At 65.5% G+C, this 25,828-nt stretch carries 27 protein-coding genes and 1 pseudogene; 7 read left to right on the top strand and 21 right to left on the bottom strand.

All coding sequences use genetic code 11. The features are described 5' to 3' along the window. Nucleotides 1-234: 234 nt before the first annotated feature. Nucleotides 235-420: a hypothetical protein gene (locus ACTRO_RS36720; RefSeq protein WP_034270674.1), complete on the top strand. Its 186-nt coding sequence runs from the start codon at nt 235-237 to the stop codon at nt 418-420. 149 nt (nt 421-569) lie between these two features. After that, on the top strand, nt 570-1,223 hold the full coding sequence (locus ACTRO_RS36715; protein ID WP_034270671.1) for a YdcF family protein: 654 nt from the start codon (nt 570-572) through the stop codon (nt 1,221-1,223). A gap of 121 nt (nt 1,224-1,344) precedes the next feature. Here the strand turns inward: ACTRO_RS36715 and ACTRO_RS36710 are convergent, their stop codons facing one another. Together ACTRO_RS36710 and ACTRO_RS48405 are read right to left on the bottom strand one after the other, a co-directional pair. After that, on the bottom strand, nt 1,345-1,875 hold the full coding sequence (locus ACTRO_RS36710) for a GNAT family N-acetyltransferase (RefSeq protein ID WP_051451947.1): 531 nt from the start codon (nt 1,873-1,875) through the stop codon (nt 1,345-1,347). Then, complete coding sequence (locus ACTRO_RS48405; protein WP_169739996.1) at nt 1,872-2,714, bottom strand: class I SAM-dependent methyltransferase; 843 nt, start codon at nt 2,712-2,714, stop codon at nt 1,872-1,874. The genes ACTRO_RS36710 and ACTRO_RS48405 overlap by 4 nt, the downstream gene beginning before the upstream one ends. Before the next feature lie 186 nt (nt 2,715-2,900). On the opposite strand from ACTRO_RS48405, the gene ACTRO_RS48400 reads away from it, so the two are divergent. Next, nucleotides 2,901-3,290 (top strand): hypothetical protein, encoded by a 390-nt coding sequence (locus ACTRO_RS48400; RefSeq protein WP_034270668.1) that lies wholly within the window; start codon nt 2,901-2,903, stop codon nt 3,288-3,290. Between the two features lie 98 nt (nt 3,291-3,388). Here ACTRO_RS48400 and ACTRO_RS51565 read toward each other — a convergent pair whose 3' ends face one another. The 6 genes from ACTRO_RS51565 to ACTRO_RS36680 all read right to left on the bottom strand — a co-directional run bounded on the left by ACTRO_RS51565 (nt 3,389) and on the right by ACTRO_RS36680 (nt 6,955). Then, a complete protein-coding gene (locus ACTRO_RS51565) occupies nt 3,389-3,712 on the bottom strand; it encodes a helix-turn-helix transcriptional regulator (protein WP_084316804.1) in 324 nt (107 codons plus the stop codon). Further along, the gene (locus ACTRO_RS51560; RefSeq protein WP_084317223.1) at nt 3,601-4,497 is read right to left on the bottom strand and encodes a helix-turn-helix domain-containing protein; all 897 of its coding nucleotides are present in this window, start codon (nt 4,495-4,497) and stop codon (nt 3,601-3,603) included. The genes ACTRO_RS51565 and ACTRO_RS51560 overlap by 112 nt, the downstream gene beginning before the upstream one ends. 82 nt (nt 4,498-4,579) lie before the next feature. Continuing rightward, nucleotides 4,580-5,092: a hypothetical protein gene (locus tag ACTRO_RS36695; RefSeq protein ID WP_034270665.1), complete on the bottom strand. Its 513-nt coding sequence runs from the start codon at nt 5,090-5,092 to the stop codon at nt 4,580-4,582. 246 nt (nt 5,093-5,338) lie between these two features. Then, nucleotides 5,339-6,196, bottom strand: a complete 858-nt coding sequence (locus ACTRO_RS36690; protein ID WP_211244534.1) for a helix-turn-helix domain-containing protein — start codon at nt 6,194-6,196, stop codon at nt 5,339-5,341. Between the two features lie 26 nt (nt 6,197-6,222). Beyond that, a complete protein-coding gene (locus ACTRO_RS36685) occupies nt 6,223-6,738 on the bottom strand; it encodes a DUF6879 family protein (RefSeq protein ID WP_084316803.1) in 516 nt (171 codons plus the stop codon). Then, nucleotides 6,713-6,955: a hypothetical protein gene (locus ACTRO_RS36680; protein ID WP_034270663.1), complete on the bottom strand. Its 243-nt coding sequence runs from the start codon at nt 6,953-6,955 to the stop codon at nt 6,713-6,715. Before ACTRO_RS36680 ends, ACTRO_RS36685 begins: the two co-directional genes overlap by 26 nt. Nucleotides 6,956-7,107: 152 nt before the next feature. Here ACTRO_RS36680 and ACTRO_RS46380 point away from each other — a divergent pair, with 152 nt between their 5' ends. Both ACTRO_RS46380 and ACTRO_RS36675 read left to right on the top strand, forming a co-directional pair. After that, entirely contained in the window at nt 7,108-7,854 is a 747-nt protein-coding gene (locus ACTRO_RS46380) for a helix-turn-helix transcriptional regulator (protein WP_084316802.1), read from the top strand. Between the two features lie 3 nt (nt 7,855-7,857). Then, nucleotides 7,858-8,190, top strand: coding sequence for a PCC domain-containing protein (locus ACTRO_RS36675; protein ID WP_157436649.1), 333 nt, complete (start codon nt 7,858-7,860; stop codon nt 8,188-8,190). A 129-nt stretch (nt 8,191-8,319) separates the two neighbouring features. Here the strand turns inward: ACTRO_RS36675 and ACTRO_RS36670 are convergent, their stop codons facing one another. Together ACTRO_RS36670 and ACTRO_RS36665 are read right to left on the bottom strand one after the other, a co-directional pair. After that, nucleotides 8,320-8,619, bottom strand: coding sequence for a hypothetical protein (locus ACTRO_RS36670; RefSeq protein ID WP_034270660.1), 300 nt, complete (start codon nt 8,617-8,619; stop codon nt 8,320-8,322). A gap of 61 nt (nt 8,620-8,680) precedes the next feature. Then, on the bottom strand, nt 8,681-9,550 hold the full coding sequence (locus ACTRO_RS36665) for an IS5 family transposase (RefSeq protein WP_034270658.1): 870 nt from the start codon (nt 9,548-9,550) through the stop codon (nt 8,681-8,683). A 162-nt stretch (nt 9,551-9,712) separates the two neighbouring features. Here ACTRO_RS36665 and ACTRO_RS51170 point away from each other — a divergent pair, with 162 nt between their 5' ends. Further along, nucleotides 9,713-9,943 (top strand): inositol monophosphatase family protein, encoded by a 231-nt coding sequence (locus ACTRO_RS51170; RefSeq protein ID WP_034270656.1) that lies wholly within the window; start codon nt 9,713-9,715, stop codon nt 9,941-9,943. 1,655 nt (nt 9,944-11,598) lie between these two features. Here ACTRO_RS51170 and tnpC read toward each other — a convergent pair. The 4 genes from tnpC to ACTRO_RS36640 form a co-directional block, all read right to left on the bottom strand. Then, on the bottom strand, nt 11,599-13,032 hold the full coding sequence (tnpC, locus tag ACTRO_RS36655) for an IS66 family transposase (protein ID WP_063628134.1): 1,434 nt from the start codon (nt 13,030-13,032) through the stop codon (nt 11,599-11,601). A gap of 830 nt (nt 13,033-13,862) precedes the next feature. After that, the gene (locus ACTRO_RS36650; protein ID WP_051451943.1) at nt 13,863-14,999 is read right to left on the bottom strand and encodes a hypothetical protein; all 1,137 of its coding nucleotides are present in this window, start codon (nt 14,997-14,999) and stop codon (nt 13,863-13,865) included. Then, complete coding sequence (locus ACTRO_RS36645; protein ID WP_034270653.1) at nt 15,000-15,500, bottom strand: DUF4365 domain-containing protein; 501 nt, start codon at nt 15,498-15,500, stop codon at nt 15,000-15,002. Between the two features lie 701 nt (nt 15,501-16,201). Then, the gene (locus ACTRO_RS36640) at nt 16,202-17,323 is read right to left on the bottom strand and encodes a DUF4062 domain-containing protein (protein WP_034270651.1); all 1,122 of its coding nucleotides are present in this window, start codon (nt 17,321-17,323) and stop codon (nt 16,202-16,204) included. Between the two features lie 84 nt (nt 17,324-17,407). Here ACTRO_RS36640 and ACTRO_RS36635 point away from each other — a divergent pair, with 84 nt between their 5' ends. Then, on the top strand, nt 17,408-17,860 hold the full coding sequence (locus ACTRO_RS36635) for a hypothetical protein (protein WP_034270648.1): 453 nt from the start codon (nt 17,408-17,410) through the stop codon (nt 17,858-17,860). Between the two features lie 236 nt (nt 17,861-18,096). Here ACTRO_RS36635 and ACTRO_RS36630 read toward each other — a convergent pair whose 3' ends face one another. The 7 genes and pseudogenes from ACTRO_RS36630 to ACTRO_RS36605 form a co-directional block, all read right to left on the bottom strand. Then, a complete protein-coding gene (locus ACTRO_RS36630) occupies nt 18,097-19,488 on the bottom strand; it encodes a hypothetical protein (RefSeq protein WP_034270644.1) in 1,392 nt (463 codons plus the stop codon). Nucleotides 19,489-19,821: 333 nt separating this feature from the next. Next, complete coding sequence (locus ACTRO_RS48395) at nt 19,822-20,514, bottom strand: hypothetical protein (RefSeq protein WP_245594600.1); 693 nt, start codon at nt 20,512-20,514, stop codon at nt 19,822-19,824. 193 nt (nt 20,515-20,707) lie between these two features. Further along, nucleotides 20,708-21,064: pseudogene (locus ACTRO_RS51555) on the bottom strand (exonuclease domain-containing protein); the annotation flags it as partial. Nucleotides 21,065-21,166: 102 nt separating this feature from the next. Beyond that, a complete protein-coding gene (locus ACTRO_RS36620) occupies nt 21,167-22,219 on the bottom strand; it encodes a hypothetical protein (protein WP_034270641.1) in 1,053 nt (350 codons plus the stop codon). 204 nt (nt 22,220-22,423) lie between these two features. Beyond that, the gene (locus ACTRO_RS36615) at nt 22,424-23,173 is read right to left on the bottom strand and encodes an IclR family transcriptional regulator (protein WP_157436648.1); all 750 of its coding nucleotides are present in this window, start codon (nt 23,171-23,173) and stop codon (nt 22,424-22,426) included. Nucleotides 23,174-23,359: 186 nt separating this feature from the next. Next, nucleotides 23,360-24,163, bottom strand: coding sequence for a hypothetical protein (locus ACTRO_RS36610; RefSeq protein WP_034270636.1), 804 nt, complete (start codon nt 24,161-24,163; stop codon nt 23,360-23,362). Between the two features lie 408 nt (nt 24,164-24,571). Next, nucleotides 24,572-25,798 (bottom strand): hypothetical protein, encoded by a 1,227-nt coding sequence (locus ACTRO_RS36605; RefSeq protein WP_051451940.1) that lies wholly within the window; start codon nt 25,796-25,798, stop codon nt 24,572-24,574. Nucleotides 25,799-25,828: the final 30 nt, after the last annotated feature.

Genomic DNA, 25,828 nt, shown 5'->3' with positions numbered 1-25,828 from the left:
CACAGCGCCGGGGCTGGCCGACAGCTGCGGCGACTTTGGGGCGAGAGGAGCGGTCCAGGGCGGGCGTAGCCCGTCGCGGAGCGACGCCGAAGGCGCCCTTGACGGCGACGAGCGGCCTGATCCTGATCGGGCGGTCGGCCCCGGCCCCACGGGCCCGAATTCGAGCCTTGCCAAACTGGGGCGTACCCAGAGCGGCTCTGGCCGTTTTCGGAGGTCCTCATCATCCTGGCCGACATGCTGGGGAAACTCGGCCGGCTCAAGCCTGAGAACTGGCGGGAACTCGCGTGGGCGCTCGACATCACCGCGCTCACCGGCCCCCTCGTCCACGGCCCCGGACACCCTGACAACGACGCAGTGACCGAGCTCATCAAAGCCCACATGCCGCAGCCGCAGGGATGGCTTCGCAGCCACACCGCATGACCGCCCGGGTCCACCGACGGTTGGCGAGCGGCTCTACCTTGGTCGGGACATCTGACTGCTCGCCCTGCGATCGGAGCTGTCTCGCCCGGATTCCCGGCACACGTCCACAGCTATACCGAACTGATCGCTCAACGCCTTAGAGGAAACGGATGATCCCGACCAGCCACGAGTGGCGCATGGCGCTGTCGCTCTGGGACTACCTGCGTCTCGGGCAAGCCGTCGAACCCGTGGACTTGATCCTCGTGTTCGGCAGTCACGACCTGTCCGTCGCCCATCGGGCCGCTGACCTCTACCACGAGAACATCGCCTCCCGTCTCCTCGTGTCCGGCGGAACCCGGGCCGTCCCCGCCGGCGCCGAGTACGGCACCGAGGCCGAAGCACTACGCGAAATTCTGATCACCCGAGATGTGCCCCGGACGGCTATCGCGCTTGAGACTCTCGCTAGCAATACGAGCGAGAACTTCTGGTTCGCCGCCGAAGTCCTTCGCGACCTAGGCATCGACGCGGACCGGTTCCTTGTCGTGCAGAAGCCCTACGCGGAGCGGCGCATCATCGCCACAGCCCGACGGCGCTGGCCGGACAAGCGGGTCCTCGTGACGTCGGAGCTGACCACGTTTGACGATTACTGTTCAAGAGACATCCCGCCGTCCAGGATCTTCTCTATGCTCGTCGGCGAGATCCTACGTCTCGAAGCTTATGCGCGTTCCGGACTGATACATGCCGGCGAAGACATCCCCACCGATCTGCTCGCGGCAGCCCAGGAGCTTGCGGCAGCCGGCTACAACGGACGTGCCCTCGCTTAGAACCCGTCTGAGGCTCGACCAGCCGCGCCCCACTATGTGGCCGTCGCGGTCTTCATGGCTGGAGCGGCCACCCTGCCCCGTTGGGCCCGCCGAGGCGTTCGCTACAGGCGGGCCTTCAGTCTCAGTCCCCACGGTCGGGGATGCTCGTTGCCAGAAGGTAGAACAGCCGAGCGCCGTCACTGTTGACCGGTCGAGCGCCGTTGGCCTCCAGCACTCGACGGCTTGCAACGTTGTCGCGGTGAACAGTCGCGAGCGCAGGATCGATGTTGAGCCGCGCCATACTCGGGAGCGCGGCGCGCAGCATGGCAGTCGCGTTGCCTTGCCCTCGTGCCGAGGGGCGAATGTCATACCCTACGTGGCCGGAGCGCGCCGCCGGACCCTCCAGACGGTGCCAGATGGAGATCCGACCGAGGTAGACCGGGCCGAGGGTCCACCACAACAGGGTCATGGGCGGCCAGTCGACGCCCGGTTCCCGTCTTGGATCTTTACGGAGCGCGGCAGTGTAGACGGCGAACGACGCGGATTCGGCGATGTCCAAGTCGACGAAGTCGGGATAGCGGCCTTCCTCGAGGTACTCGGATACCGCCGCCAGATACGAGTGGTGGACCCGTATCGTGGGGGGAACCAGCCGTGGCACCTCGCCGAAACTCATGGATGTTCCGGCGCGTCACTGTCGGGATGACGCTGTGGCCGGCGGGCGATGACCATGGAGTCCCGCTTGTCGATCCGGTACGGCCCCGGTCCGCAGGCCGCGGTCACCGCGGCGCGCACCGCTTCGAGATATTCGTCGTAGCGGCCACTGAAGAGCCGCTCGGCCGAGTGGGAGTAGGAGCGCTGGAGCCCGAGGACGCGCTCGAGGTCGTACTCGACGTGCTCGGTGAAACCGTATCGCTCGATCCATCCGAAGCCTCCGGCTTCGAGGACCTGTTCGTGGCCGGTCTCAGGATGCGAGTAGGTGCCGGTTCCAGCCCGCCGCTCGGGGCCGAGGAAGCTCTCGCGGACCTCGCGAATCGCCTCGTCCCAGGGCCAGCGATGCCAGGCACCCTTCTCGCTGCGACCGGGCCCGAGTAGCACGATCGCTCCATGCGGTGGCAGGAGTGCGTCGAGCATCGCGACCACCGCGGCCCGATCGGTCCAGTGAAACGAACGGCCGAACACGACATGCTCGAGGGGCCCCGCGTCCATCTCCGGCAGGTGTTCAGCATGGCCATGGCGAAACTCGATGTTGCCCATACCGGCGCGCTGTGCCGCCTCACGCGCAGCGTGGAGCATCTCGGAGTTCGGGTCGAGCGCGAGAACGGTTCCGGCACGCTCAGCGAGAGGGATGGTGGCGGTACCCGGGCCGCAGCCGAGGTCGGCCACGCGGGTCTCCGGAGTAAAGGCGAGCTGGGCCGCCATGTGGTCGAACAGGGCCATCGGATAGCCGGGCCGGTAGGTCACATACGCCTGGGACGTCCCGGCGAACAGCAAAGCGGCGTCGTCTCGGGGCACGGGTCTACGTCCTTTCGCGGGCGGCGGACAGTAGTGGGTGGAGGTCGATTCTTGCACCTCGCGTGCCCGTGCCGCATGCGAGTTGTCTGTAATGCCTGCTTGCGCATGCGGGTCAGCGTGTATCAGTGCCCGGTCTCGGAGAAAGGTAGGTTCGTAGGCAAGCCTCCCGGCAGGAGTGAGACCGGCATGCTCGACACCTTCGTCGTCAGCGCCCCCGAGGGACGCATGTGGCCTGTGGAGATCAGTGCTGTGAGCCAGTGCCTCGCCGAGCGGTTCCCCGAGATGCGAAGCCGGACCAGCCGCGCTCCGGTACTGGGCCGCGACTACCTCGCCTTCGAGTTGATGATGAACGGCATGTGGCGTACCGGCGCGTATTACCGCGGCGGCCCACTCATCCTCAACGACGGCGACGCGGTCGACTGGGCACCGACGGTCGCGTGGTTCCTCGGTTTCCTGCCTCCGGGTAGTTTGGCCGTGGTCATGCGCGAGTCCAACCCGCAGCGCATCGCCATACTGCCGCCGACCCCGGATCCTGCGCAGATCCGGCAGATCCTCGAGAGCACGGCTGTGGAGTAACGGCGCAGCACGGTGGTCGAAACGCGACACTACATCCTCCGGGCCGCATCCTGGCTGGTAAAGCACCCATACCCTGTCGTCCATCATGACTTCGATCTTCAGCCTCCTCGTCGACTTGAGACCAGAGGCACAGCGTTCTCAAACTCGTACGTGTTCGAACCGAAGAGAAGACGGTCGAGCTCCTCAACAGTCACGTCGAGATGTCTGGCAAGCGCCGGGCGGTACCAGGGCTGCGGTTCGCTCTCACCCAATTCCCAACGCGAGGTGGTTCTCGGCGAGACCCTGAGCCTATGAGCCAACTCCTCCTGGGTCAGACCCACCGCACGGCGTCTCCTCGAAAGGCCAGTACGACGTCGTGGGCGCGGCGCAAGGTTGGCAGGCTGCTCGGCATTGCTGCCGTGCTCATCTGAACGACGCACCATCTGGTATCGCCTCCCGAATGCCGGAGAAGCAGCCCGGCCTGCATATCCGTACACGCGGCATCCAGGCGCTGATCACGCCACGCCACGCTCCACACGAAGTTAGACATAATCGGTCGCCCGTCGCGCGATCTCCGCGGTGTCGTGGACCGAGGAGCCGGTCCATAGGGCCAAGCCGCCGCCCGCAGATACGCAAGGGCACGCGTCCCAGGCCTCACTCGAGCTGACACGCGCGGGCGCGGGCCCGCGGGCGGCGGGTCCGGCAGCACGTCGCCAACGAGCGGCAACGAATACCGCCCGGGCTCCCATTTGCCGAAGACGATGGCCCGGCCTCGGTCACGTCGGCCGACGAGGTCCGCGCGCTCAACTACCGGATCGGACGTAAGGTGCGAGCTCATCGGCGCTGCCGATTTACTGCCAGGCACCGTAGTTTCCGCATGGCGAGAACGCAGCGCGAAGGAGCACAAGCTCCCGACGTAATGCCCCATGGCGCTCCCGCGCCGAACCTGCCCGCCGCGTGCTCGGTTCGTACGGCTCGAATCGGCACGGTGCCACGCGGCCTTCAGCGCTCCGCGGGCTCCGAGCAGTTCGTCACATCTCTCGGCCAGGTCCCGCGGCAACGGGCGCACCCCGGTCTCGGCACGACTGAGGGTCGATTTCGACGTGTAGAGCTTCGCCGCGAGCTCGGGCTGAGAATACCCAGCCCCGATCCGCCAGCGGCGCAGCAACGCGCCGAACCGATGCACAGCGGATAGCTCGGGCGTCAAAGACTTAAGCTGCGCTGTCATCACGAGCCTCCCCGTGTGGCCTCAATGCACGGGATGAACGTCACCCGAGCAGCGTCCGGAACGGTCAAGATGGCTGTCATGGTCACTGCACTACCTGCCCGTAGAGGGAGGCGCGCTCGCCATCGGGACCTTCGATGTGTGCCGCGGCCAGGGCAACACCGTCCACAGGGTTGGCGTCCAGCGTTCGCATGATCGCTCGCTTGGCCGCGTCGGAGGACGGCCAACCGTCGACTGTGCGCTCGGCGTGAAGCTGACCTGCGGCCACACGCCAGGCGTAGACCGCCCGCCAGGGATATGAGAGCGAGATGCTGCTGCCCAGAATCCTCCCGCCGGCCGGCCCGGGCGTAGCACCGAACGAGCGCATCGCCAGTTGGGACAGCGCTCTTAGCAGTTCGTCGTAGCTGTCGAGTGCAGGAAGCACATCGCCGTGGTCACGCGCACAGACCTCGAGCGCATCCCCCTCGATGTGGACGAGGACTTCGATGTTGCCAGCACTCGGCCCATGGTCCACGAGCCAATTGGCGAGGATGCCGACGATCGATCCGGCTCTCGTGGCGAGCGGCGCGTAGCCCCACCGCACGAGCTGCGAGGCCACACCGGTCCTGGCGGCGAGAGCGCCATTGATGCTGGGCTCGAAGTACGCTCGCGCCTGGAGTCTTGATGCACAATCCGTCGTTGTCTGGGAAGAACGGGGAGTGGGGCTTGGGCGCTCGGCCATGATGGTCATCGCGTCTCGCTTCGGCAGTCTTACCTTGAGGGGCGCGGCGGGTTGCTGCCGCGCTTTTCCCAGGTAACTCCCCGGATGCGCTCCGCGACGACAAACTTGCGCAAACTTGCTCGACTATTCGAGCACTGAGAGCGCCCGCTCGATCAGAGCTCGCGCCCGAGCACCGTAGACAGCTGCTTCCGCAAGCCGCGCGAACCCGTCTTCGTACATCTGAATCTCGGCAGGAGCTGTGACCGTCAAATATCCGGACACCAGTTCGACGGATACCTGCGACTGATCGAATATAAAGAACGCCTCGACAGGCCAGTACGCCGTGCGATCCGCGCCCAGCGGGATGACTCCGAGTGCCATCGAGGGCGTCGACTGGATGGCTAACAGATGGCGCAACGCACCAGCAAGGACGTGCGGACCGCCGATCTGCATGCGCAGCGAGGCCTCTTCGAGGAGGATCGAGAAGCGGTGGCCGCCCTCGTAGACGATGTGCTGGCGGGCCATGCGTTCGGCTACGGTCCGTTCGATGTCATCGATCGCCACGCCGCGACGCTCACGCAGGCTGCTAAGCAGTGCACGCACGTACTCCGCCGTCTGCACCGGCCCAGGGATCATGGACGGCGAGTAGATCCGAAACTGGCGAGTTCGCTCGTAGAGTTCGCGAACCTCGCGGTTGAGCTTATACATGCCGTGGCGTTCGGCTCGCCGCCAGTCCAGCCACATCGAATCGACTGACTGGAGTTGGGCGGTGAGCCGGTCGAGCACCTCAGGCGGTGCTTCACATGCATTGCACCAGCTGACCACGTCCTCGCGGGTGGGACGTTGTCGGCCATTGAGGATTTTGGAAGTCTTGGCCTCGTGCCAGCCAGCTCTCGTGGAGAGTTGGCGCGCAGAAAGGCCCTTGTCCGCCATCAGTTCCTGGAGATGGTCGACAAGGGCCATCTGCGCCGCGTGCGCACTCGACGAGGATGTGCCGTGCACAGGGGACATGTTGTGGTTGCGGGCGGTCAGCGGAGCTCGAACTCTTCGTGGTCAGCGCCGAGATCCCACGCCGAGTTGAACGAGTCCGCGCATGAATACGCCACGGCGACGTCCTCAGTGATCTGGGAACCGAGGTCGTCGCCCTCGGGCGAGAAGAACCCGAAGCGTACCCTCACTCCGTCGAAAACCCACAGCTCGTTAGCCGGAAGCAGCAATCCTTCGGCCTGGCGGCGGGGAAGCCATCGCACACGCTCGCCCGCCGCGACGTTCAGCTCGGAAGTGATCGCGTGCTCGAAGCGAATGTAGTCACTGGCCGGCTCGTTGAACACGCGGAGCCTGCGGACTACGACGCCGCGTGCGACCGTCTCCCGAACCAGTGCGAACCAGTCCGCGTAGGCCGCGGCGCCGTCCACACGCTCGCCCTTGGTCCACTCCACGTACGCCGGATCGTCGGTCATATACGCGTCACGCATCTCCAAATGCACCGCGCTGACCCTGCACGCGCCGAGCAGTTCCTCAAACGTCGGCTCGCTCGTCGACACCACAGGCCTCCAATATGATCGCCCGCATCCGAGCGGGCAGCCGCACGACCGACTCACCCGGCTGCATGGCGCTCTTGGAGTCCACGAACGAGAGTGCTCCGGCTTCGGTGACCGTCAGTCCCTGGAACAGCAGGTCACCGGAGCTCTCGTCCACGAACACGGCAGGGCAACCACCGCTCGGGCTGTCGGGGTCCTTACCTACGAAATGTAGCTTCATCGAGGTCTCCTTAGAACAGGCACTTGCGCGAACTTGCTCCGGGCGCAGGGCGCGCGGCTCCCACGTCGCACCCGGCCCAATCATTGAACGTCGCCGGACCGACCGCTGCCAGGGCCAGCGCACGGGGCCAGTTTGTGAGATAAGTTGATTGCGTGTCTGTCGGGGCTCTGATTTACGAACGACGTACAGCGCTGAACTGGACGCAGGACGACCTAGCGCTCCACCTCAACAGTGCCTTGCCCGAGCCGACCGTGACCCGGACCGAAGTGGCCCGATGGGAGAGCGGCAAGCGGGTGCCATCCACAGAGAAGTCCATCAGTGCGCTGTCTCAAGTTTTGGGCATACCCATGCAACAGCTGCGCGCCGCCTCTAGGCTTTCGAAGGTGGACCGCAGGAACTTTCTCTCGCTGGCTGCCCTCACTACCTTGCACGGTGGTCTCGCTGGCGAGCTCTACGCATCGCTGGCCTCGGGCGACGCGGTCCCTCTCGCAAGCGTACAGACTTCACACGGCGTAGACCTCGTCCTCGCCTCGCTCGTCGAGCCTTCTTCGCATCGCAAGCTGACGGCGTGGGCACAAGATGGCGGCGATCCCGTCCTGCGTGTCAACGCGGCTGGCATCCTTGCCAAGCTCCCTGCTCAGGACGCAAACCGGGCAGTTGCCGCAGTGCTCAGCCATGATGCAGAGACCCGTGACAGGTACCTCACCGCAGTGATCGCACGGGTGTTCAAAGTCGACTGGTGCGCAGCTCAGCGGCTCGCAGCAGATCCAGCCGGATTCAGTCACCCCGATGCAGCGGCCCGCCTGCTAGCCGCGGAAGCTCTCAACCCCCGAGACGCCGGCGCCCGTTGGTGCGCTGCTAATCTCCTGCGAGATCTATCGCCGATGATCGGAGCGTAACCGGTGATCACATATGAAATTCGCAACGCGGAACTTATGGCCGAGCTGAGCCAGCGGGCTAAACAGGACGGTATCGAGAATGCTGCGATCATCTCGCTGATCGGTGCTGTCGACGAGTTTGTCCTCACGACAATGCCAGCACACGACCCTCTCGTCGACGTGCCGCTCAGCATGGCGGTGCCTGCGGAGATGAGCGGTGTCGGCGAGATCGTCGACGGGAACGTCCACGTGCACGCCAGCATGGCCGTCGAGAACGGCCGCGTCGTCGGCGGCCACTTGCTCTCGGCCAGAGTCGAGTCACACTTCGCCCGGGTCTACCTGACCATTGCTGACTGATCTGCAGGTCGCCCGCATTAGCAGAACTGGCTGGAGCCTCGAGCGGTCACCGCGTGCCCTTCGGTCGGCTGTCGCCTACCCCAAGCAGGTGCTAGGGCCTGTTTTGGAACTGCGGCGTTGGGTTGATCGTTAGCCGCGGTTGCGGCCGGCCATCCAGATGGTGAGGTCCTTGGCGATCCGGCCGATGTCCCGGTGGATGGCGAGCTCATGGTCGTGGCGGCTCATGTCACGCCATTCGACCTCGTATCCGCCCTGCTCAAGCACAGCGACGGAGGTGAACCACGCCGGGTCCTCGGAGTCGGGCTGGATGACGACGAAGGTGTTATCGGTGTGGTTCAGGTCGTCGATCATCATGAACAGCGCGTCCTCGGACGGGTCGTCGATGCCGTCGCCGTTCTCGCTCTCGGCCCGGTAGTACGAGGCGGGCATCGCTCTTCCCCCATGCTCAGGTAACGCAACGGGCTCCAGCATGGCAGGTGCGGATGGTTGATCACAGCCATTCGGCCAGCGCGGCGACCGTGACCGCGGCCTGGAATCGGACGGCGAGCTTGTCGTAGCGGGTGGCCACCGCGCGGTTGCGCTTGAGCCGGTTGATGCCGCATTCGACCGCGTGGCGCAGCTTGTAGTCCTCGCGGTCGAAGTGCGGGGGTCGGCCTCCGACACGCCCGCGCCGCTTGCGCCCGGCGACCTGGTCGCGCCGCTCGGGGATGGTGGCGCGGATGCCGCGACGGCGTAGATAGGCCCGGTTCGCGCTGGAGCAGTACGCCTTGTCGGCGCGCACCCGGTCCGGCCGGGTCCGGGGACGGCCAGGACCGGGCCTGGGCACCCTGATCGCCTCGAGCACGGGGACGAACTGAGGGCTGTCCCCGCGCTGGCCTGCCGTCACGATCAGCGCCAGCGGTCGTTGTCCGTGCTCGCACACCAGGTGGATCTTGGTGGTCAGTCCACCGCGGGACCGCCCGAGGCCATGGTCGGCGGGTTCGAGTTGTACACCGCCGGGCGGTTGTCGCTGCGCCGCACCGTCGCGCCGGGCGCCGGCGGCGTGCTGGTGGGCCCTGCACACGGTCGAGTCCACCGAGACGTCCCAGCTGATCCGCCCTGCGGCATCCGCCGCGGCCTGCAGCCTGGTGAGTAGCATTGCCCATACGCCTTCGCGCTGCCAGCGGCGAAACAGGCCGTAGACCGTCTGCCAGGGCCCGTACTCCTCAGGCAGGTCGCGCCAGGGAACGCCGGTGCGCACGCGGTAGCGCACCCCGTCGATCAGTCTGCGCTGGAACATCGCCGGCCTGCCTGTCGCCGCCACCGGCAACAGCGGCTTCAGCGCCGCCCACTGCGCATCGCTCAAGTCCCCTCGCGCCACACCGAGATCATCCCGGCACGGCACGAACGACGCAGCACCCTTCCAAAACAGGCCCTAACTCAGCCGCTCGGCGAGCGCGAGAATCATACCGCTCGGCCCGCGGAAGTAGCACGGAATGTAGCTTCGTCGAAGCGCGTCACTTCCGCCCGCGAGCTCGGCGCCGTGCGCGCTCAAGGACGCATCGGCGTCGACTTCGGCTCCACCAGTCTCTGCCACGTCGTCTCTGGCCAGACCGACGGCACCATCGAGTTCGCCAAGGGCTTCGCCATCTGGGACCTTTCTCCAGGCCACTACATCCTGCACGCGGCTGGCAGTGTCGTGATCGACCTCGATGGTAAGGAACTCTCCCTCGACTACGACCTCGACAGCCTCGAGGACATTTCCGCGCAATGAATGGGCGACGCGCCATCATCGCTGCCAGCGGTGCTTTGCTCGCCCATGAGATTCTCGCCTGCCTGGTGCCCTGAACCCACCACTCACTCGCGATCTTCCCGCGTCGTGAAGATCGCAGCGATCGCCAGTCTGGTCTGCGGGCACGGCGCGAACGTACGAGCCAATTGCCGCTTCCTTGCTGCGCGACGAGTGCCAGCGCCCGGCGCCGGCTGAGCCTGCTCGACCTGGCGGTGATCCTGCCCTGCCCATCAAAGCGGTTGACATCCTTGCAAAGCTCCCTGCTCAGGACTCGAACCGTCGAGAGTGGCCGCGTCATCGGAGGCCACTTGCTGTCAGCCAGGGTCGAGGCGACTTTGCTCGCACAGACCCGACGGTCGCTGATTGATCTGCATCGGGCTGCTCGGACTCCTCGGACTGCCAACCGCGCAACCGTGTCCTACGCCGGCTCCTCCTGGCTCAAACTGATGCGTCCCCACTTGTCCCGGAGGCGCCCGTATCCTTGTCGGCATGTCGCGATCCTCGGTCAGCACCCGGCCGCGATGCCGGATGATGCCGGTCCGTGCCAACGGATGCCATTGGCTGCCTACACGGGCCGGACGGTGCCGTTCCGTGCCACAATGACGCTTCCCCACAGCCCGGAGCCCACAACAAATCCCAGATCGTCCGCCTGAGTACGGGCAATGTCAGATCCTGCCGGATGGTGCCGGGACATCCCGCGGCGTGCCACCGGGTGTTGCCCCATGACGGATGCGGTCGACCGATGACGATCAGGCACGGCCAGTGCGCCGCGCTCCGAGAGCGGACTCGATGGCACCCGACGGCACTCGTCGGCTTCAGATGGCATCGCCCATCACCATCCGGCGAAAATCGGCACGCCACTACCGGCGACATCCGTTGGCACCATCTGACACGATCCGATACTGCACCGCATCACATGACACGGACCGTAATGATCCGGACGCCGTGAAATTCCGGCGAAGACATCGGCGGCGCCGACTACGGGCAAACGCAAACCGTGATCGCACGGATACTGTCGGCTATAACCGAGTATTGACAAAGAGTGTCGGCCCGCGGCCGCTCGCCATTCGCTCGCCATCCGGGTGAAAATGGGGCTGACGAGGCGTCGAGAGGTTCGACCATTCAGTCGAATTTGCGCGTTTCCGCAGCTCATCGGCGTAGTTGGATGTCCAACCTCGGTGGGGCGGGTGGGGCTCGAACCCACGACCGGAGGATTATGAGCCCCCTGATATCAATGTCGCTCTATGCCAGTCTATACCAGTACGTGTCACCCAGTACCGGATCGTCCACCCACCCTTGATGATACGAGTCCGCCACCGTCCGTACAAATTCGGATCGCGCCGACGCGTGTCGGATAGTCCGGACGTGGCCCGCTCGCCATTCGCTCGCCATCGGCTCGGATCCACGCGCCGCCAGCGCATGCCCCACAACGGACATATCCGGCGCCGAACAGGCAGATTCAACCATCAAGCCCCTGCCGTAAGGCGAACATCGTGGATGAGCCGTCAGGGTTCGCTGAGCTACCGTCAGATCTCGGCTCGGCGCGCGTCCGTCTGCTGCCGCCACCGTCCGGATAGTGTAAATCCGTCGTGACTGGTTTGGGTTGGTGAGCTGGCAACCGTGATGCTGGGTGGCCGTCAGGTCGTCTGTGGGGTCCAGGGTTGGCTTTCGGCGGCCTGGATCAGCACGTCGAGAACACCGAGGCCGTGTTTGGCGGCGGTGGCGGTGTAGGAGCGGATCGCGGCGAACTCGCGTGCTCCGGTCAGGGTCCGCATGCTCCCGGAGATCTTGATGCGGTTCTTCGGCATCCGGATCTCGCGCTCGGCCGGATTGTTGTCGAAGAACATCCCGAACTCTGGGTGACGCGCGTAGCGCACGTAGTCTTCGATCCGGGCATGCAGGCGCACGGCCAGGGCGTGGTGCTTGCGGACCAGCGTGGTCTCGCGTTGCGCGGTGCTCTCGATCCCGTGTGCGGCGATCTGCGTGAGCCGGGCGGTGTGGAACCCGGCGGTGTCGACCTCGACCGGACCGCCGCCGGCGTCGTGCACGGCGCGTTCGAGTGCTGCTTTGAGCGCGAGGAGCGTCTCGATCGCCGCGGTGGCCCACGCCTTGTCCGCATCGCGTCCGGTTTCGGTGACCGCGAGCAGTTCCCGCAGCAGGTGGGCGTTGCACAGTGCGTGGGTGGCGCCGGTGTAGGTGTCGTACGGCGCCCAGGCGTCGTGCACCGCGATCCCGATGAAACTCGGCAGCACCCCTGCCGCGTCGCTGCCCTCACGCCCGCGCCGACGGTGCACCGTGAGCAGGCTGAATCGGGTGGTGGACGCCGAGTGCAGCCAGTGGCACGCGCCGGCAACCCGCATCCCGGTCTCGTCGAAGAACGCCAACGGCGCACCCGCGATCGCCGTGCGGACCCGTTCGAGCACCGGGCCGAGCGGCCGCACGACACGTTTGACCATCGCGCCGATGGTCGAGGGCACCAGGGTCAGGCCGAACAGGTCCGAGAGGGCTTGGGCGGTGCGGGCCCTCGAGAGGAACTGTCCGTGCAGGAGGTACACGGCGATCCCGGTGATCCGTGGCCCGTACTGCACGGTCTTCGACGCGTACGCGGGAGCCGCGCCGGCCGTGACCGTCCCGCAGGCGCACCGGCACGAGACCACTCGGTGCTCGGTCACCGTGACCGCCGCTGCGGGAACGTCGAAGACCTGCCGACGTTCGAGCGCGACCGGCGCGGCATCGCGTAGCGCACTCCCGCAGCCCGCGCACGAGCCCGGGCGGTGGCGTATGACCCGGTCCGGCTCGGCCACCAGATCGAGGGTGAGCCCCGGGCCGCCCTTCGGCCTCCCGGGCTTGCGCCCGGAGCGCCCGCGCAGCGACTTGGGCGACGGCTTGGCCAACCCGTCCGAGGACGGCGGCTTCGAGGAGTTGCGCGAGTTCGCCGACAACTGCGCTTTGAGCGCCTCGACCTGGCTGCGCAGCACCTCGACCACGCCCGACAACTCGGCCACCGCGGACCTCAACGCTGCGTTCTCGGCCAGCAACTCCTCATACGAAGGCTGCTCCGACGCGGTCACCCGACCAATGATCACAGTATCCTGACAGGCCGTCAACCAGCCGGGTCGATCAAGCACCCAAACCTGTCACAATCCGTCCGCCTGAGTCCGTCGCGTGCTGATCCGTCAGGAAGGCTCCCCGGGACGATGCGACACCGCCCGGTACCATCCGGCACTCGGCGACAGCGAACGGCACGACTTGGCACGCGTGCCGGACTGTGCCATTACGGGTTGTCGAGTGCCGGATGGGGCCGATCAGTCCGCTCGAAGCCGTGATGAGATGATCACGCTCGGCCTTCCGCCGTTCTGGCCAGACTGCACGAGGGAACACCACCATGGCATAACGGCAGCACGACAGCGCGTAGCGCCGACCGCGTTGAGCCCGAGCCGCCGCGTTGCATCCATCGTCCTGGGTACACCCCATGGTCACAGAGTAGCGCCCACGCGATCGTGCGTCGGTAGAGCGCAAGCCTGGCGAGTTCTCTATGAGAACCACCAGGTCGGGTCGGCACTGCTAACTCGTGATCGCGCCGCATCTGGGATGCCCGTGCTCAGCTGACATGGTGGTCCGTCGGCGGCTCTGTCGTACGGCCAGGCCCGCGCACTCCTGGACGAGCACACCGCCGGCCCGGTCGATGTCGTGCGCGGCGAGAGCCGGTGAGCCGACGGGCCGCCCCAGACCGCGTGTTGCTCGCCTTCCGCGGTGCCAGGGCCTTCATCCCGGTCGAGAAGGAGACCGCACACGGCGGGAACCTTCCAGGTGAGGAACTTAGCGTGCGGCCGAGTCTGCGCGACGCCGGACGCCGTCGGCGGGAATCCGCCCGCTCGCCCAGCGATCGATCGGGGTCTTCTTAAGTGCCCGGCGAATCGATGGTGCCCTCGGGCCCGAAGTAGGTGGGTGTCATGGTCGCCCTTCGGTTGGGCGGCGTGCGAAGCGTTCCCCGTACGACGACGCGCTGCCGGTTCGCGTGACACCTAAGCGCGACGCGGTACGACTGCTTGTCCAGGGTGACCCAGACCATGCGGACCCGGCTGTCAACGAGCGCCCTGACACCGATCACGGTGTCCGGCTCGGACTCGCTGTCGTGCAGGTCCTCGACGACGCCGAAGATGACGTCCTGCCGCTCCTGCGGCATGGTCTTGAGGCGTCCGGCGATCTCGCTGAGAGGACCGAGTGCCTCTGCCGGGAAGCTCACGGCCTCGACCGGCGCGACGGGCCTGCCGACACCCAGAGCCCATTGGAACTCGACATCGACCTCGTCGAGTTCACGCGGGACTAGGACGTCGGTGATCGCCTTGCACAGCTCATAGGAAACCCCTTCACCGACGGCGTCGGTCACCTCGGAGGGGCGCGGCGCCGAGCCGCGCACCACAGCCAGTTCCTGAAGCGTCCCAAGGGCGCGGGACAACGTGACCACGACCCTTCGGTCGAAAAGGGACTCCTCGATCTCCGGGTCGATCGGAATCATGCCCGCGTCCGGCTGGTACTCCGGTGGACGGGCCTTGCTGATGATCGGGACGATGTAGGAGCCGCGTCGCGTGTGGCCGAGTCGCACACGGCTTGCGTGTTCCCGAGCCCGCGCTGGCGTGCGCTTGATGTAGGACTGCCGTCGCAGTGTTGCCGCGGCAGCTGCCACGATCAACTTCTTGGCCGAGTTGAACACACTGATACCGGTCTGGAGCGGAATGGATCCGTCCGTCTCGCTACCTTGAGCCCGCAGCTGAGTAACATCGTCGAAGACGAGCGTGATGTCCTCGCGGACGCGTTCCGGTTCACGCCGCTCGAAGCGTGCGAGATCGCCGGTGAGCAGCCGGAAGCGCTTGTCGTAGTCCGAGGCGGTCCTAATCATCGGGACGAGGACCTCGACGCCCTCGCGGCCCGGATATGCCCAGTACTCAGCCACGCGGCTGCGGCTGACGGGGTGCCATCCGGTGTTCTTGAGGTAGGCGAGCGTCTCGAGGCTATCGGGTGCGGCGGGTGCTGGCACTCATCCACCTCCCTGACCGGAATGACCGCGGACCATTCTCCTCGATTCTTCGAACATATGGTCTAGGGCGGTCCTGTCAAGGCGGTTGGCGCGCGGCAGTCGGACCGCGGTGGTGGCGTTGCCACGCGGAGCGTGATCGCTTCGCATGCCGGCCCAGTAGCCATGGCATCGTAGTAGCAGGGCCTCGGGGTGATGCTGAAGCCACGCCCGCAGTGCCTTGGGAACGACCAGCAAGCACAGATAGGCCGGGGCCGAACGATCAGGATCGGTGAGCTTGACGAAAGTCGGCACATCGAGGTCGAAAGTGTAGTCCCCGCCGCTCACTCGCGCCGAGCCAGTGCACTTGAGCTGCAAGTCGACCATCAGCTGTCCGCGGCGGAGGGTGACATCGACGCCATCCTTGTCGACGTTCCAGTCCGCGAGGGTCGCACCGGCCTCGGTGGCGACGGCGAGCACGTACGCCTTGCTGATCTGTTCCTTCTGCCAGCTCGAGCCATCCACCCGATGCCCCTCCCCACCACCTCGCTCACGGACGGTGGCCGAAGTGATACATAGCCCTGACAGTCCGCAGTGAAACGTGGTGTTCGCGCACGAGCGCACTCTCCGGACTCGATCGCAGAGAACAACGTCGCATGAACAGACCTGCTGGAAATGCTTGCGCCGGTGGTGCGCACGGCGCGGTGGGCGCCGCGCGAGGCCGGGCGGTGACCACGATTGGGAATGCCGAGCCGGCAGACGCCCACGCGTGCGTCCTGGCCGTGCCCGAGCGCCGGCTCACGCACGCCGCGCTGATTCCTGGGTCCCTCGTCACTCGACGTTCGCAGTGTGCAGCCGACCGGGAAGTCGGCCGTAACCTGCTTGCCGACAGCGAGCCTCCCCTGGTCCTTGCCGATTGCCGTGACGACGAACTCGGTGCCCTCAAGCGGTAAACGATCGCGGAGGCATCCACGATCTGACCGAGAAGTTTCGGCCTCCGCTCGAGTCGGTGGACGGGGTCGACGACGGCGTGGACGGTCGGCAGTGCGCCAGTTTGCAGCGAGTGAGGCTTGTAGCCCGTTGAGAGCACGGCGTCGGGCCGGGACGTAGACGCAGTCCCGACCCGACGCCGTGTAGCGTCGCTTCGCCTCAGCCAGGTGAAGGATCCTTCCGGTAACGGTTCGTTCAAGTTGCGTTTGACCTGAACGTGGCCGTCCGACTCCCCGCTATGTCGCGATCTGGGCAAACAGGACCCGGGCGAGGCTGTCGGCGGCTTCGTCGGCTCCATTCCCCAAAGCAGCCAGGCTGACAGCCTCGTCCGGTTCAGTACGTAGCATGCCAAGCTGACGGCCAAAACCCAAGGGTTGGGCGCGAGATCGCGAGCGATTCGGATCAAAAGTGTCGACGCTGATGAGCGAATTGGGTGACACACCAACCGCCACAGCTACATGCTCCTGTTGGATAATGCCCAGCGCCCCCGCCAAACGTAGCATTTCAGCGATCTGCTTCGGCAATGCCTCGGTGTCTAGAATTGAGCCCATCTGGTCCCTTGGAAGAGTGGCCCTGACCGAGATCTGGCCGGTTCCATACAGCCGTACTTCCACGATCCTCCAGGTCTGGGGCTTGTCCCATGCTGGTCGCCGACCGCTCTCGATGTTGACAACCGCATGGTCTCTAGATTTGGAGACGCGGAGTGCGACGTCGTCGCTGATATAGCGGGTCCCTCGAACCCGGTTTGTCAGCGATTCAGTGAACAGCTCCATTTCGCGAGCAGAGTACCCGTGGCGATCCAGAGGCAGAATGTGAACTTCGAGCAGCGCCCCTTGGCTGATACTGGAGGAGTTTTCTCCGTTGGCGTCCGCGATCCAGCTCACGACGGGCGAATAAGTCAACCGCTTAAATTCCAAGACGGACGGCTTTGAACTCAACTCGCGTAGCGCTTGGACAACCTTGACCTGGAGTTCTGAAGTGTTCCGAAACGAATCCCGGAACAGACCTGTGGCGTATGCTTCGACGAGTCGAGTGAACTCGTGCTGCTCGGGCTCGAACATCACCCCGGTCTTGCGGTAAACGAGTCGCGGCATCCCTAACTTCTGGGCGTGCACCCATTCGTCGTGAGTGGCTGACTGCCCAGTCTCTGGAAAAACATGACCGTAGTTTGGACCCAGCAGCACCAGGCAGACGTCTGACGACTCAAGAGCGTGCAAGCACGCCTCTCTGCTCGGCGTTGCCTGAGCCGAGAAGTCCTCAAAGCGCACCGGCGTATAGCCCAGCGCAGTGATCAAGCCAGGAAGGGAATCGCGCTCCTCCTCCAAGCCCTTTCGCACGCTGCTGATGAAGACCCTCACGCTACACTGTCTCCACTGGTAGGGGTTCGCCCGGGAACCGGAGCGGTCGCGCACATTCTATCCGAAGCGGGTGGGGCATAGCTGATGGCCGGGATCTCAGACGAGGCGATACGCGCCTACTGGAAGGAGCATCGTGAGCAACTGCGCCAGTGCGAGACACAGCGCTCGACGCTGACCAACCTCCTGATTGTCATCACGGCCGCCTTGAGCGCTCTGATCGTGCAGCAGCATTTCTCTCCTTATGTCATCCCCTTGTGTATCTTTATTATGCTGGCTGGCCTCTATGGCGCAGTCGCTGTATCGAAGTACTACGAGAGGGCCACTTACCACCTGACCCAGGCGCGAGCTTTGACCCGGGATCTCGTTGAGCTTGGGGCCTTGGGCAGTGCCGAGAGGTTGGTGCAGGCGCGAGCGGATCACTACCATGCCTTCCCCAGGCTGCATCGCATCCGACTTCATGGCCTGTGGGTGGTCCTGCACCTCGCGATCATGATCTACGGGCTGACACTTCTTTGTCTGTGCCTTGCCAATGCCTGACTCAGAACGGGCACCTGGATCTTGCTCACGGTGAAACATGGGGCATGACGCCGTCTGACACCAGACAGAGTGCGACGGGACGGAATCCGCACGTGTACGGCGCACGATGCCGCCCGAAGCCCTGTCAGGGCATCGACCCGAGTCGTGCCGATCGGCGCCGGACGGTCCGCGCATCGCCCGCTCGCCATACACCCAGAAGTCCCGCGCCTCGCGCCGGCGGATGTTCGGGCGGGATATCAGCCCCGCCAGCCGTAGCTCGATTCCGGGCCGTAGGGGCTCCACTTGCCCAGGAACGGAGCCAAGTCCGACGCTGAGGGCTCCGAGACCTCCGGCAAGGTTGGAATCGAGGTCAGCGGATCAACAACTGCGGTATACACCGTGACCCACTCCACCCAGGCGCGCATGCCGTCATCCACCCCTTCGCCGTCGCGTTCAGCTTGCGCGATCCGGTCCGCCAGGGCGGCGCGGTACTCGCGCAGCGTCGCAGCTCTACGCCAGTCCTCGACTTGCTGCTTGAGAACCTTCGCCCTTGCTGCCGTGACGGCCAAAGCCTTCGCAAGTGTCATCGCCTGCTCCCACTGGGCTCGGCGCTCAGCCTTCGCGCGATCCTCCTCGATCTTGCGTTGCTTCGCTTCCTCGGCCTGGCGTTCCAACTCGGGAAGGATCAAGTCCAGGACGTCCTCGACCTTCTTGCGCTTGCCATCAGCCCACCTCGTCTGGCGATCGCGCACGCCACGCTGCGGCAGTTCGAGTACCAGCGCTTCAAGACGTTCAGGGAACGACGATTTCGGACTGACCTGCCCAACCCTCACAGCGAACCCAAAGCCGTCGATCGTCACGTTGATCGCACCGTCGCGGGCCCGGTAGCCGCCACCGTAATATCCGTACTGGTTCCCCTCTACCGCCTCGTCCTTGACGATGTGACCGCGCCGCTGCGCCTCGAGCGCGATCGCCTGGAGGATGAGCAGGCAGCGCCGGCGCTGCTGCTTGGGCATCATGAGACGGTGCTCGTCATCGCGAAGCTCGGCGATGACTGGATGACATGCCCGCAGCGTCTCGGGAACGCGCACGGTCGGGGCTTCCATGGCGCGCCCTGTGGCCTCGGCGCTCACACGTACCGCATCGAGCAGCGCGATCTCCAGGTCCTTGTCCCGAGTGACGGTCATCTCGAGCCGCTTTCCCTCAGGAACACAGCCATGTCGTACAGCGAAAGCGACGATCTTGCGCCAGGTCGCGAGTTCCTGTTCCGCCGGCTGGACGACGGTGAACCTTGGCTCGAGCAAGAGCCTCTCCATCAGTTCAGCGGCCTGCGCCGTCCGCGTGACGGCAGCCTTGACCGTCGCGGCAGGCGCCCTACGGTTCGAGCCGGACACCTGCCGTGGCTCGCGCGACGATTGTTGCGGCACAACCGCCGCCGATCGATCGCGCGCGACGTGCGCCCGCCCCGCCTGCGTCGCCACGGCCCTGAATACGCCACCGCGCTTGGAAATCTTGATCAGACCGCGGTTGCTCAGCGCGTACGCAGAGATCCTCACGCGCGTCTCCGTCTCGCCGCTCAGATCGTCGCCGGCCGCGATGCGCTTGAGGAGGGACAACTGCCGGTCGTTGAGCGCCTTGCGTTCGATCATTCCTCAAGCGTCTCCCGACTGGCTTCAAATGACAATATTCACTCGTTTTCGTTTGGGTCGTTGCATCACGTCCCGGCAAATAACCGCGCTGCTGGGCAACGACCCGATCGCCGTGGTCCTGCACGCCCTGGCACGGACTCACTACGGCACCGATGGCGGTTGAGCCAAGTACAGACTTCGCGGTGGGCGAAGCCGTCGTGGCCTAGCGCCACGTGTCAGCCTCGGCAACCACGTGGGCAGTCAGCCCACGCCCCGCCCCTCGTACTTCAGGTACCGAGATGTGCCCCGTCATCTCCGACTCAACATAGCCAGCGGGGAAAGAGCAGCGCCCCACTACAGCGCATCGAGCATGTGGCCGAACGCATCCTCGGTGATGATCGGGATGCCATAGAGGCGAGCTCTTACCGCCTTTCCTGACTGCGAGTCAGGATCGGCTGCAGCTACGAGCCTTGTCCTCTTGGTTACGTAGGGTTGCACGACGAGTCCGGCGCTCGTGGCTCGCTCTACCCAGAATTCGCGCGACTTGGTCATGCTGCCCGTCAGGACCACGTGGTCACCTCGGTTCAGCGCGAATGGCGCCGCGGTCGGAATCTTCCGGTCCACCAATGTTTGCGCCAGCGCCAGTGCGTCGTCCACCGCGTCGGCCGGAAGGTCGAGGAGGGCTGCGACGGCTGACAGATCCGTTCTCTCCGCTTCTGCCACGATGCCGTCTTGAAGAGCCACGCGAGCCAGACTCGTCAGGTAGTACCGGTGTGCGTTCAGCGCCGTCGCCCGATCGAGTTGGAGTTCAGTCGCGAGAGCTACCAGCGAGTCCGCCTCGGACTGTGCAAGATAGCGGTCCATCAGCACGACGTCGAGCATTGCGAAGTACTCATCGAGCCGCGGGGACTCCATCCGCGGAAGCCGCTCGACCAGGCGTGCCAGAAAGTGCGGCGGCACGCGCTCGCGGACGTCCGAACGTCGCATCACGGGAGTCGCCAAAGCGGCCATCGACGGCCACGACTGGTTCGCTGCAGTGGTGAGCACCTGATCCCAAAATGACCCCGCGGACCTGGCCACACAGTAGCCGAGCAGTCCGGCGGTCGCCCGAGCGTCGGCGAGCGCGTCGTGAGCCCCAACTTGCACGACTCCGGCCGCTCGACAGCACGAGGACAAAATTGCGCCGCGCTTCGGGAAGGTAGGTGCGGGCAGCGGCCATCGTGCAGATACAGCCTTCGGGGCTGAGCGGGATCTGGACCCCGAGACGACCGTACTCCGCTACCAGGAAGCGCACGTCGAAGGAGGCGTTGTGCGCGACGAAGAGCCGTCCGGCAAGGCGGCCGGCCAAGTCGCCTGCCACCCGATCGAATTTCGGGGCCTCGCACACCTCGCGGGCGGTGATGTGATGCACGTGCGTCGGCCCGACATCGCGGCCTGGATCTACCAGCGTCGACCAATGCTCTTGGACCACAAGGTCAGGACTGAGCAGTACCACGCCGATCTCAATGACGCGGTCGGCTCCAGTTGGGTTGAGACCTGTCGTCTCAAGATCGACGACAGCAAACCCGATACGCTGAGAGATCGAGTGACTCCACACGGCTACACATGCTAGACCTATCGTTGTGTCAGCATCGGCGTCAGCCGGACACGTCTCGGCACGAGAGTCCCCGCGACCATCCGACGCGCGCCCTAATCCGGTTCACCGTCGGCGCAGCGAGCCTGGCGCGTAGCGCAGTCGGTAGACGAGCTGTTCGCCGTAACCGTCCTCGTCGTAGATCGTGATGGCGGACAGCAGATCGGACTTGATCTGACGTGTGCGGGCAACGCGTTCGTCTTCGTTCCCGCTGATCCACTGCTCCACCTGTTCGGGCATCGTGAAGGCAAGTTGGTATGCGTTCTCGTCCTCGACCGGGCTCGCCAGCCATTCGCCGGGGTCGCCGCCGAGGCGCCGGATGCGCACCGGGTGGCTCGGGCGCTTGGCCGCGAACGTGCGGAACGCCGCCTTGTCCTCGGCGCGCAGCGCGAGCACGAACGGCGCCGCCGGGAAGCCGAGCAGTAGCTGTGTCTGCTGGTGGGCGTTCAGCGCTTGTGCGAGCGCGACGAGGACCTGCTCGGCCGCGGAGGCGAACAGCGGCGCACCCGTCTCGATCTCCGGCAGGTCCTCAGCAGGAACCGTGCCCAGTAGGGCCCGCAGACGCACACGCAGCCAACTGACAGGGAACTTCTCGACGTTGAAGCGGTTCTGGCGCCGATAGAGCTTTCCGGCCGTAAGTGCGATGGGCTCGAGCAGCCAGGCGAAGGCGGAGACGGACAGGTCGACCAGGGAGATCTGCTGGGCCAGGGCGTACTGCTGGGCCTCGGTCGTGAAACCGCTGGCTGAGAACAACGCGTACGCGTAGTGAAACCGGCGCTGCGGGCGGCCGGCGCCGGGGCGATTCGCATAGTTCTGGTTCACGTCGTCGATCACGCCATGGGCATTGCGCACCACCTGCAGACGGCACGGGGTGGAGTAGTACTTCGCCTCAAGGAACATCCGAACCGGCAGCGAGAACGCCGGGGTGAAGGCGAGTTCGCCAAGTACATCGACCTGGTGACTGGTGCCCCGACCGCGCACCCTTAGTTCCTGCCCCTGCGCCTCGAGCTCCACCGGATCGTCCTCAACGCTCACCAACAGCCGGTAGCCGCTGCCGCGCAACAGCCACGCGAGGCACTCTTCTAACAGATAACCGCGTATCACGGCCTCTCTCGCCATGCCGGGACGGTATCAGCACTCTCCAAACACGCCCGCGCCCGCCGGCAACCTGGGCGTTGCAAGCGGACGTCCCGAACACGCCTGACAAGCGACGGGCGCCGTCGTTCCTTCCCTGGTGGTCCGACAGGCCCGCTCTCGTCAATCGAGATCAAGGCGCTCGCTCTTCATGGACTGGACAGCCACTCAACCGAAAGTCAATCGGCATTACAACGGAGCCAGCGACGAACCGGCCGCGCGCGGGCCCTCGAGCAGAGCCTGGACATAGTCGACAGCTTTAAGCAACTTCGCTGCCCGGTCTTCAGAGGCCTTGACTCCTGCGGCGCAGGTGACGCTCAGTGCGCCACACACCTCCCCGTGGCCCAACTGGGCAACGGCGAGCGTCTCGTAGCCGTCGGTACTCACGGTTCTCGCGTAACCGCGCTCGCACGTGGATTCGAGCGGCTCAGCGGGTGACTCGGACCACAACGCCCCGCGCTTCTCCTCGATCCCGCCGGCCAACTGCCGAGCGCGAGGGCGCAGGGCCGCACGCATTGCATGCCCGACGGCGCCGGACGTCAGCGGCCGCGCGCTGCGCGGGTCGCAGCGAACCAGCAGCGCTTCGAGCGCAGGGTCCGCGCCAGTGACGGCCACGGTGCACAAATGGTAGGGCAATCCGTTCCATATCAGGCAGTGCAGCGCTACCAGGTCGCCGGTGAACTCCTGCAGCGAGACCAGGGCGCTCCATGCGGCGCGCGGGATCCCGAGCCTCTGCGCGGCTTCGTCCGCGGGAACGAAGACATGGCCGAGAGGAGCCGGGCCGCAGGGCTCGTAATAGCCCCGCCCGTGCTTGCGCACGACGCCGAGCGCGATCGCTGACGCCATGATCTTGCAGAGGGTTGAGGACGGGAGCTGGGTGACCTCCTTAAGTTCGTGGAGCGCGTGCGGTCCTGCGCCGAGGGAGCGCAGGACGTCCACCGCATAGATCCCGCGTGCGTACGAGCCCTCTACCGTCGGCGTGTGTGACGTATCCATGAACCTCTACTCTCCCGGTGTCGCGCTCCACCCTGGCGCGCTTCAGCATGATTACGGCGTTTGTACGACCAACCCAGGATGCTGGAGTACCGGGTGATCCTCGCCCGACTGCACCTGTTGAGCCGGGGCCTAGCCGCGGTGGTTTCCGCTGTGCTTGTCCAGCAGGCGCCAGCCTTCAGCGATCATCGCGGCGGCTGCGAGCCAGCTCAAGTACAGGAAGTTATCGGACACCGAGAGGTGTAGTCCGACGATGCCTTCGGAAGAGTCGCCGACCTCTTCGCGCTGAAGAAGCGAGAGAACCGCCCAGTTCTGTACGTGAGCGATACCGCTCGCGCCCATCCAGACGAACTTGGCCGTCTCACCGCGGGGGCCCCCGAGCGCTTCGTCGCCGGCTGTCTTCACAACCCATCCGAAACTCACACCTCTCGTAAACAGCCTGGCCACGTCGTCATCGTCGAGCTCGCACGCCCGGGCAACGCCCGCGATCTTGGCCTTCCGCTCATCCAGGGTGGGACCGTGCGGCCGGCCGATAAGCTTCGCGGCTTCCACTCCGTACTTCTCGTCCTCCCACTGCCATCGCAGCCGTCGCCGTATCCTCTCCTTTCGATTCGAGGCCGCCAACAGCCACACCGCGACCGATGCGTTCTCCAGCGATCCACGCAGCAGCGTCAGCGGGGCACGCGCGTGGACGACGTGCGCGTCTTCCACGAGCGTTCGAAGCGCGTCCATGTGGTCGACAGCGCTTACGAGCGCGCCGGTGGCTGCGTGCGAGATCTGGTAGGGATGAACGAGCTGATCATCCTTGGCAAGTTGGCTCCCGGGCGCCGGGCGCAACGACACGGCAGAGGTACGCTCACGCCAGGCCTTGATACGCGGAAACAGCTGCACGAGCGCCTGCTTGCCCTGCTCGCTCAACTGGCCGTCGTCGCTCATCCGCGTTCCCCTGTTCGTGACGTTCGAATGGTTACTGAGGCTACCTCCCGTCGATGACACGGCTGAACGGGATTTCGGCCGTGGAGCTCTCGGCCGGGGCTCGGTCGTCCGCGTATGCCGACGTGTCGAGCGATTCTCGCCCGGGGCCGATGGCCCCGAAGAGTCGCATTCCCCGCCTGGACGCCGGCGTGACCTGACTATCCGACCCCCCGCCTGCACCGGCACCGGCACCCTCGAGGCTTGTCCGGCAGCCCGTGCCCCAGACCTATGCGACCGCAGATCGCTCCGCGGCCGGCATGATCACCCGGTGCAACCTGATCGATCGCGCAGGCTAACTCCAAGTCCTCTTCCCCCCTGATCTCGGCAGCACCACGATCGTCCGACGGCGGGTTTACGGCGTGCGGTCCGCTAGATGAGCGGGAGGTGGAACGGAAGCTGAGCGAACGTCACCTCGCTGTTCGGATCGCTGTCGGTGCGCAAGACGAAGTCGGCGTGCTCCCGGGGCGTGGCCACATTGATTGTGGTTTTGTAGTTGCGGTGATTCTCGATCGTCCTCACGGCCTCCGCGATGATGTGCGACGGCGCGCCGCGGCGCATGAACAGCAGGAGAGCGCCCTTGGTGTCGCGCCAAGTGAGGTACCGGAGCAGTTGGTCGACGGTCTCGCTCCACTTCTTGGGCCCGTGCCAGAACTTGCACTCGGCGATGAAGACGTTCTTTCCGTCGACGTTCACGAGAATGTCGGTCTTGCCCATGCAGTTGAAGGTCTCGCCCCTCGCACGCCCGGCAAGATCGAACTGCCCGTTCAGAGTTGATAGGAGAAGATCGCGGATCTCCTCCTCGTCGAGCTTCGCGGTGGTGGAGGCGGTCCGTTCGAGCGAGATCATCTGGGAGCGGAGCACCGCGAGAATCTGCTCGTACGTCTGTGTGTCGAGCGCGGGGTCGGGCCGGAACGGTCCGACGCTCGGCGGACGCGCAACGGTGATCTTCCTGCGCGTGATCGGAACAGTCGAACACGTCGGGGACGCCGAACGCTGCTTGAAGCCGAGCGAGGCAGTCAAACTCTGGCGGGCCTGCAGCCCGGCGTAGCGCTGCTGGACGCGGCCTTCGACCACCGCGCGCAACTCCCTGGTAAAAGCCTCGACGGCCGTGCGCGACCAGGAGAGCCAAAGTTCGATCGTGTCGAGCTCCTTGCCGAAGTAGGCCTTGACGGTCTCGGGCCGCTCCCCAGAGCCGATCCAGACCAGGTGGAGCTCGCCGTCGAGCACGCTCGCGCGCGGCACGACGCTCTGGAAGGTGGGCGGCCTGAAGTCGAACACGAGCCGGTCACCTGTGTACGGGACGGCGACGACGATCCTCGTCTGCGCCTGCACAATGCCCGCCCGACCGAAGTTGCGCACACCGGAGACGACGGTCTCGCCGGTCTCCACGTGCTCGATCGCGTCCCGGTCGAGCCGGGGGCATTCGAGCGTGTGCTCGGCGACGACGGCATCGATGACCTCGGCCGCCGGGATCCGCAGGAGCTCCTCCCCCTCCCACTGGTCCACCTGCCGCAGAGCCTCGGCCCTGCGCATACGCAGAACCTCGGTCAGCTCGCCCCTATTGAACAGCAAGGACCCCGAATCCATCGCGCTCATCACACCCTCCCGTTCCTATAGTGTCGATCT

This window comes from Actinospica robiniae DSM 44927 (assembly GCF_000504285.1).
In the GTDB taxonomy this organism is placed as follows: Bacteria; Actinomycetota; Actinomycetes; order Streptomycetales; family Catenulisporaceae; genus Actinospica; species Actinospica robiniae.
Note: the sequence above shows the minus strand (reverse complement) of the source record. Positions and strands in the feature narration are given on the sequence as shown.

What these genes read in the sequence shown, in the direction of transcription:
- ACTRO_RS36635 (WP_034270648.1), top strand. Translation starts at nt 17,408, where the DNA reads ATGGCCGGGATCTCAGACGAGGCGATACGCGCCTACTGGAAGGAGCAT.
- ACTRO_RS48400 (WP_034270668.1), top strand. Translation starts at nt 2,901, where the DNA reads ATGCTCGACACCTTCGTCGTCAGCGCCCCCGAGGGACGCATGTGGCCT.
- ACTRO_RS36710 (WP_051451947.1), bottom strand. Translation starts at nt 1,875, where the DNA reads ATGAGTTTCGGCGAGGTGCCACGGCTGGTTCCCCCCACGATACGGGTC.
- ACTRO_RS36720 (WP_034270674.1), top strand. Translation starts at nt 235, where the DNA reads ATGCTGGGGAAACTCGGCCGGCTCAAGCCTGAGAACTGGCGGGAACTC.
- ACTRO_RS36670 (WP_034270660.1), bottom strand. Translation starts at nt 8,619, where the DNA reads ATGCCCGCCTCGTACTACCGGGCCGAGAGCGAGAACGGCGACGGCATC.
- ACTRO_RS36605 (WP_051451940.1), bottom strand. Translation starts at nt 25,798, where the DNA reads ATGAGCGCGATGGATTCGGGGTCCTTGCTGTTCAATAGGGGCGAGCTG.
- ACTRO_RS36680 (WP_034270663.1), bottom strand. Translation starts at nt 6,955, where the DNA reads ATGAAGCTACATTTCGTAGGTAAGGACCCCGACAGCCCGAGCGGTGGT.
- ACTRO_RS36620 (WP_034270641.1), bottom strand. Translation starts at nt 22,219, where the DNA reads ATGGCGAGAGAGGCCGTGATACGCGGTTATCTGTTAGAAGAGTGCCTC.
- ACTRO_RS51560 (WP_084317223.1), bottom strand. Translation starts at nt 4,497, where the DNA reads ATGACAGCGCAGCTTAAGTCTTTGACGCCCGAGCTATCCGCTGTGCAT.
- ACTRO_RS36630 (WP_034270644.1), bottom strand. Translation starts at nt 19,488, where the DNA reads ATGATCGAACGCAAGGCGCTCAACGACCGGCAGTTGTCCCTCCTCAAG.
- ACTRO_RS36715 (WP_034270671.1), top strand. Translation starts at nt 570, where the DNA reads ATGATCCCGACCAGCCACGAGTGGCGCATGGCGCTGTCGCTCTGGGAC.
- ACTRO_RS36610 (WP_034270636.1), bottom strand. Translation starts at nt 24,163, where the DNA reads ATGAGCGACGACGGCCAGTTGAGCGAGCAGGGCAAGCAGGCGCTCGTG.
- ACTRO_RS51565 (WP_084316804.1), bottom strand. Translation starts at nt 3,712, where the DNA reads ATGGTGCGTCGTTCAGATGAGCACGGCAGCAATGCCGAGCAGCCTGCC.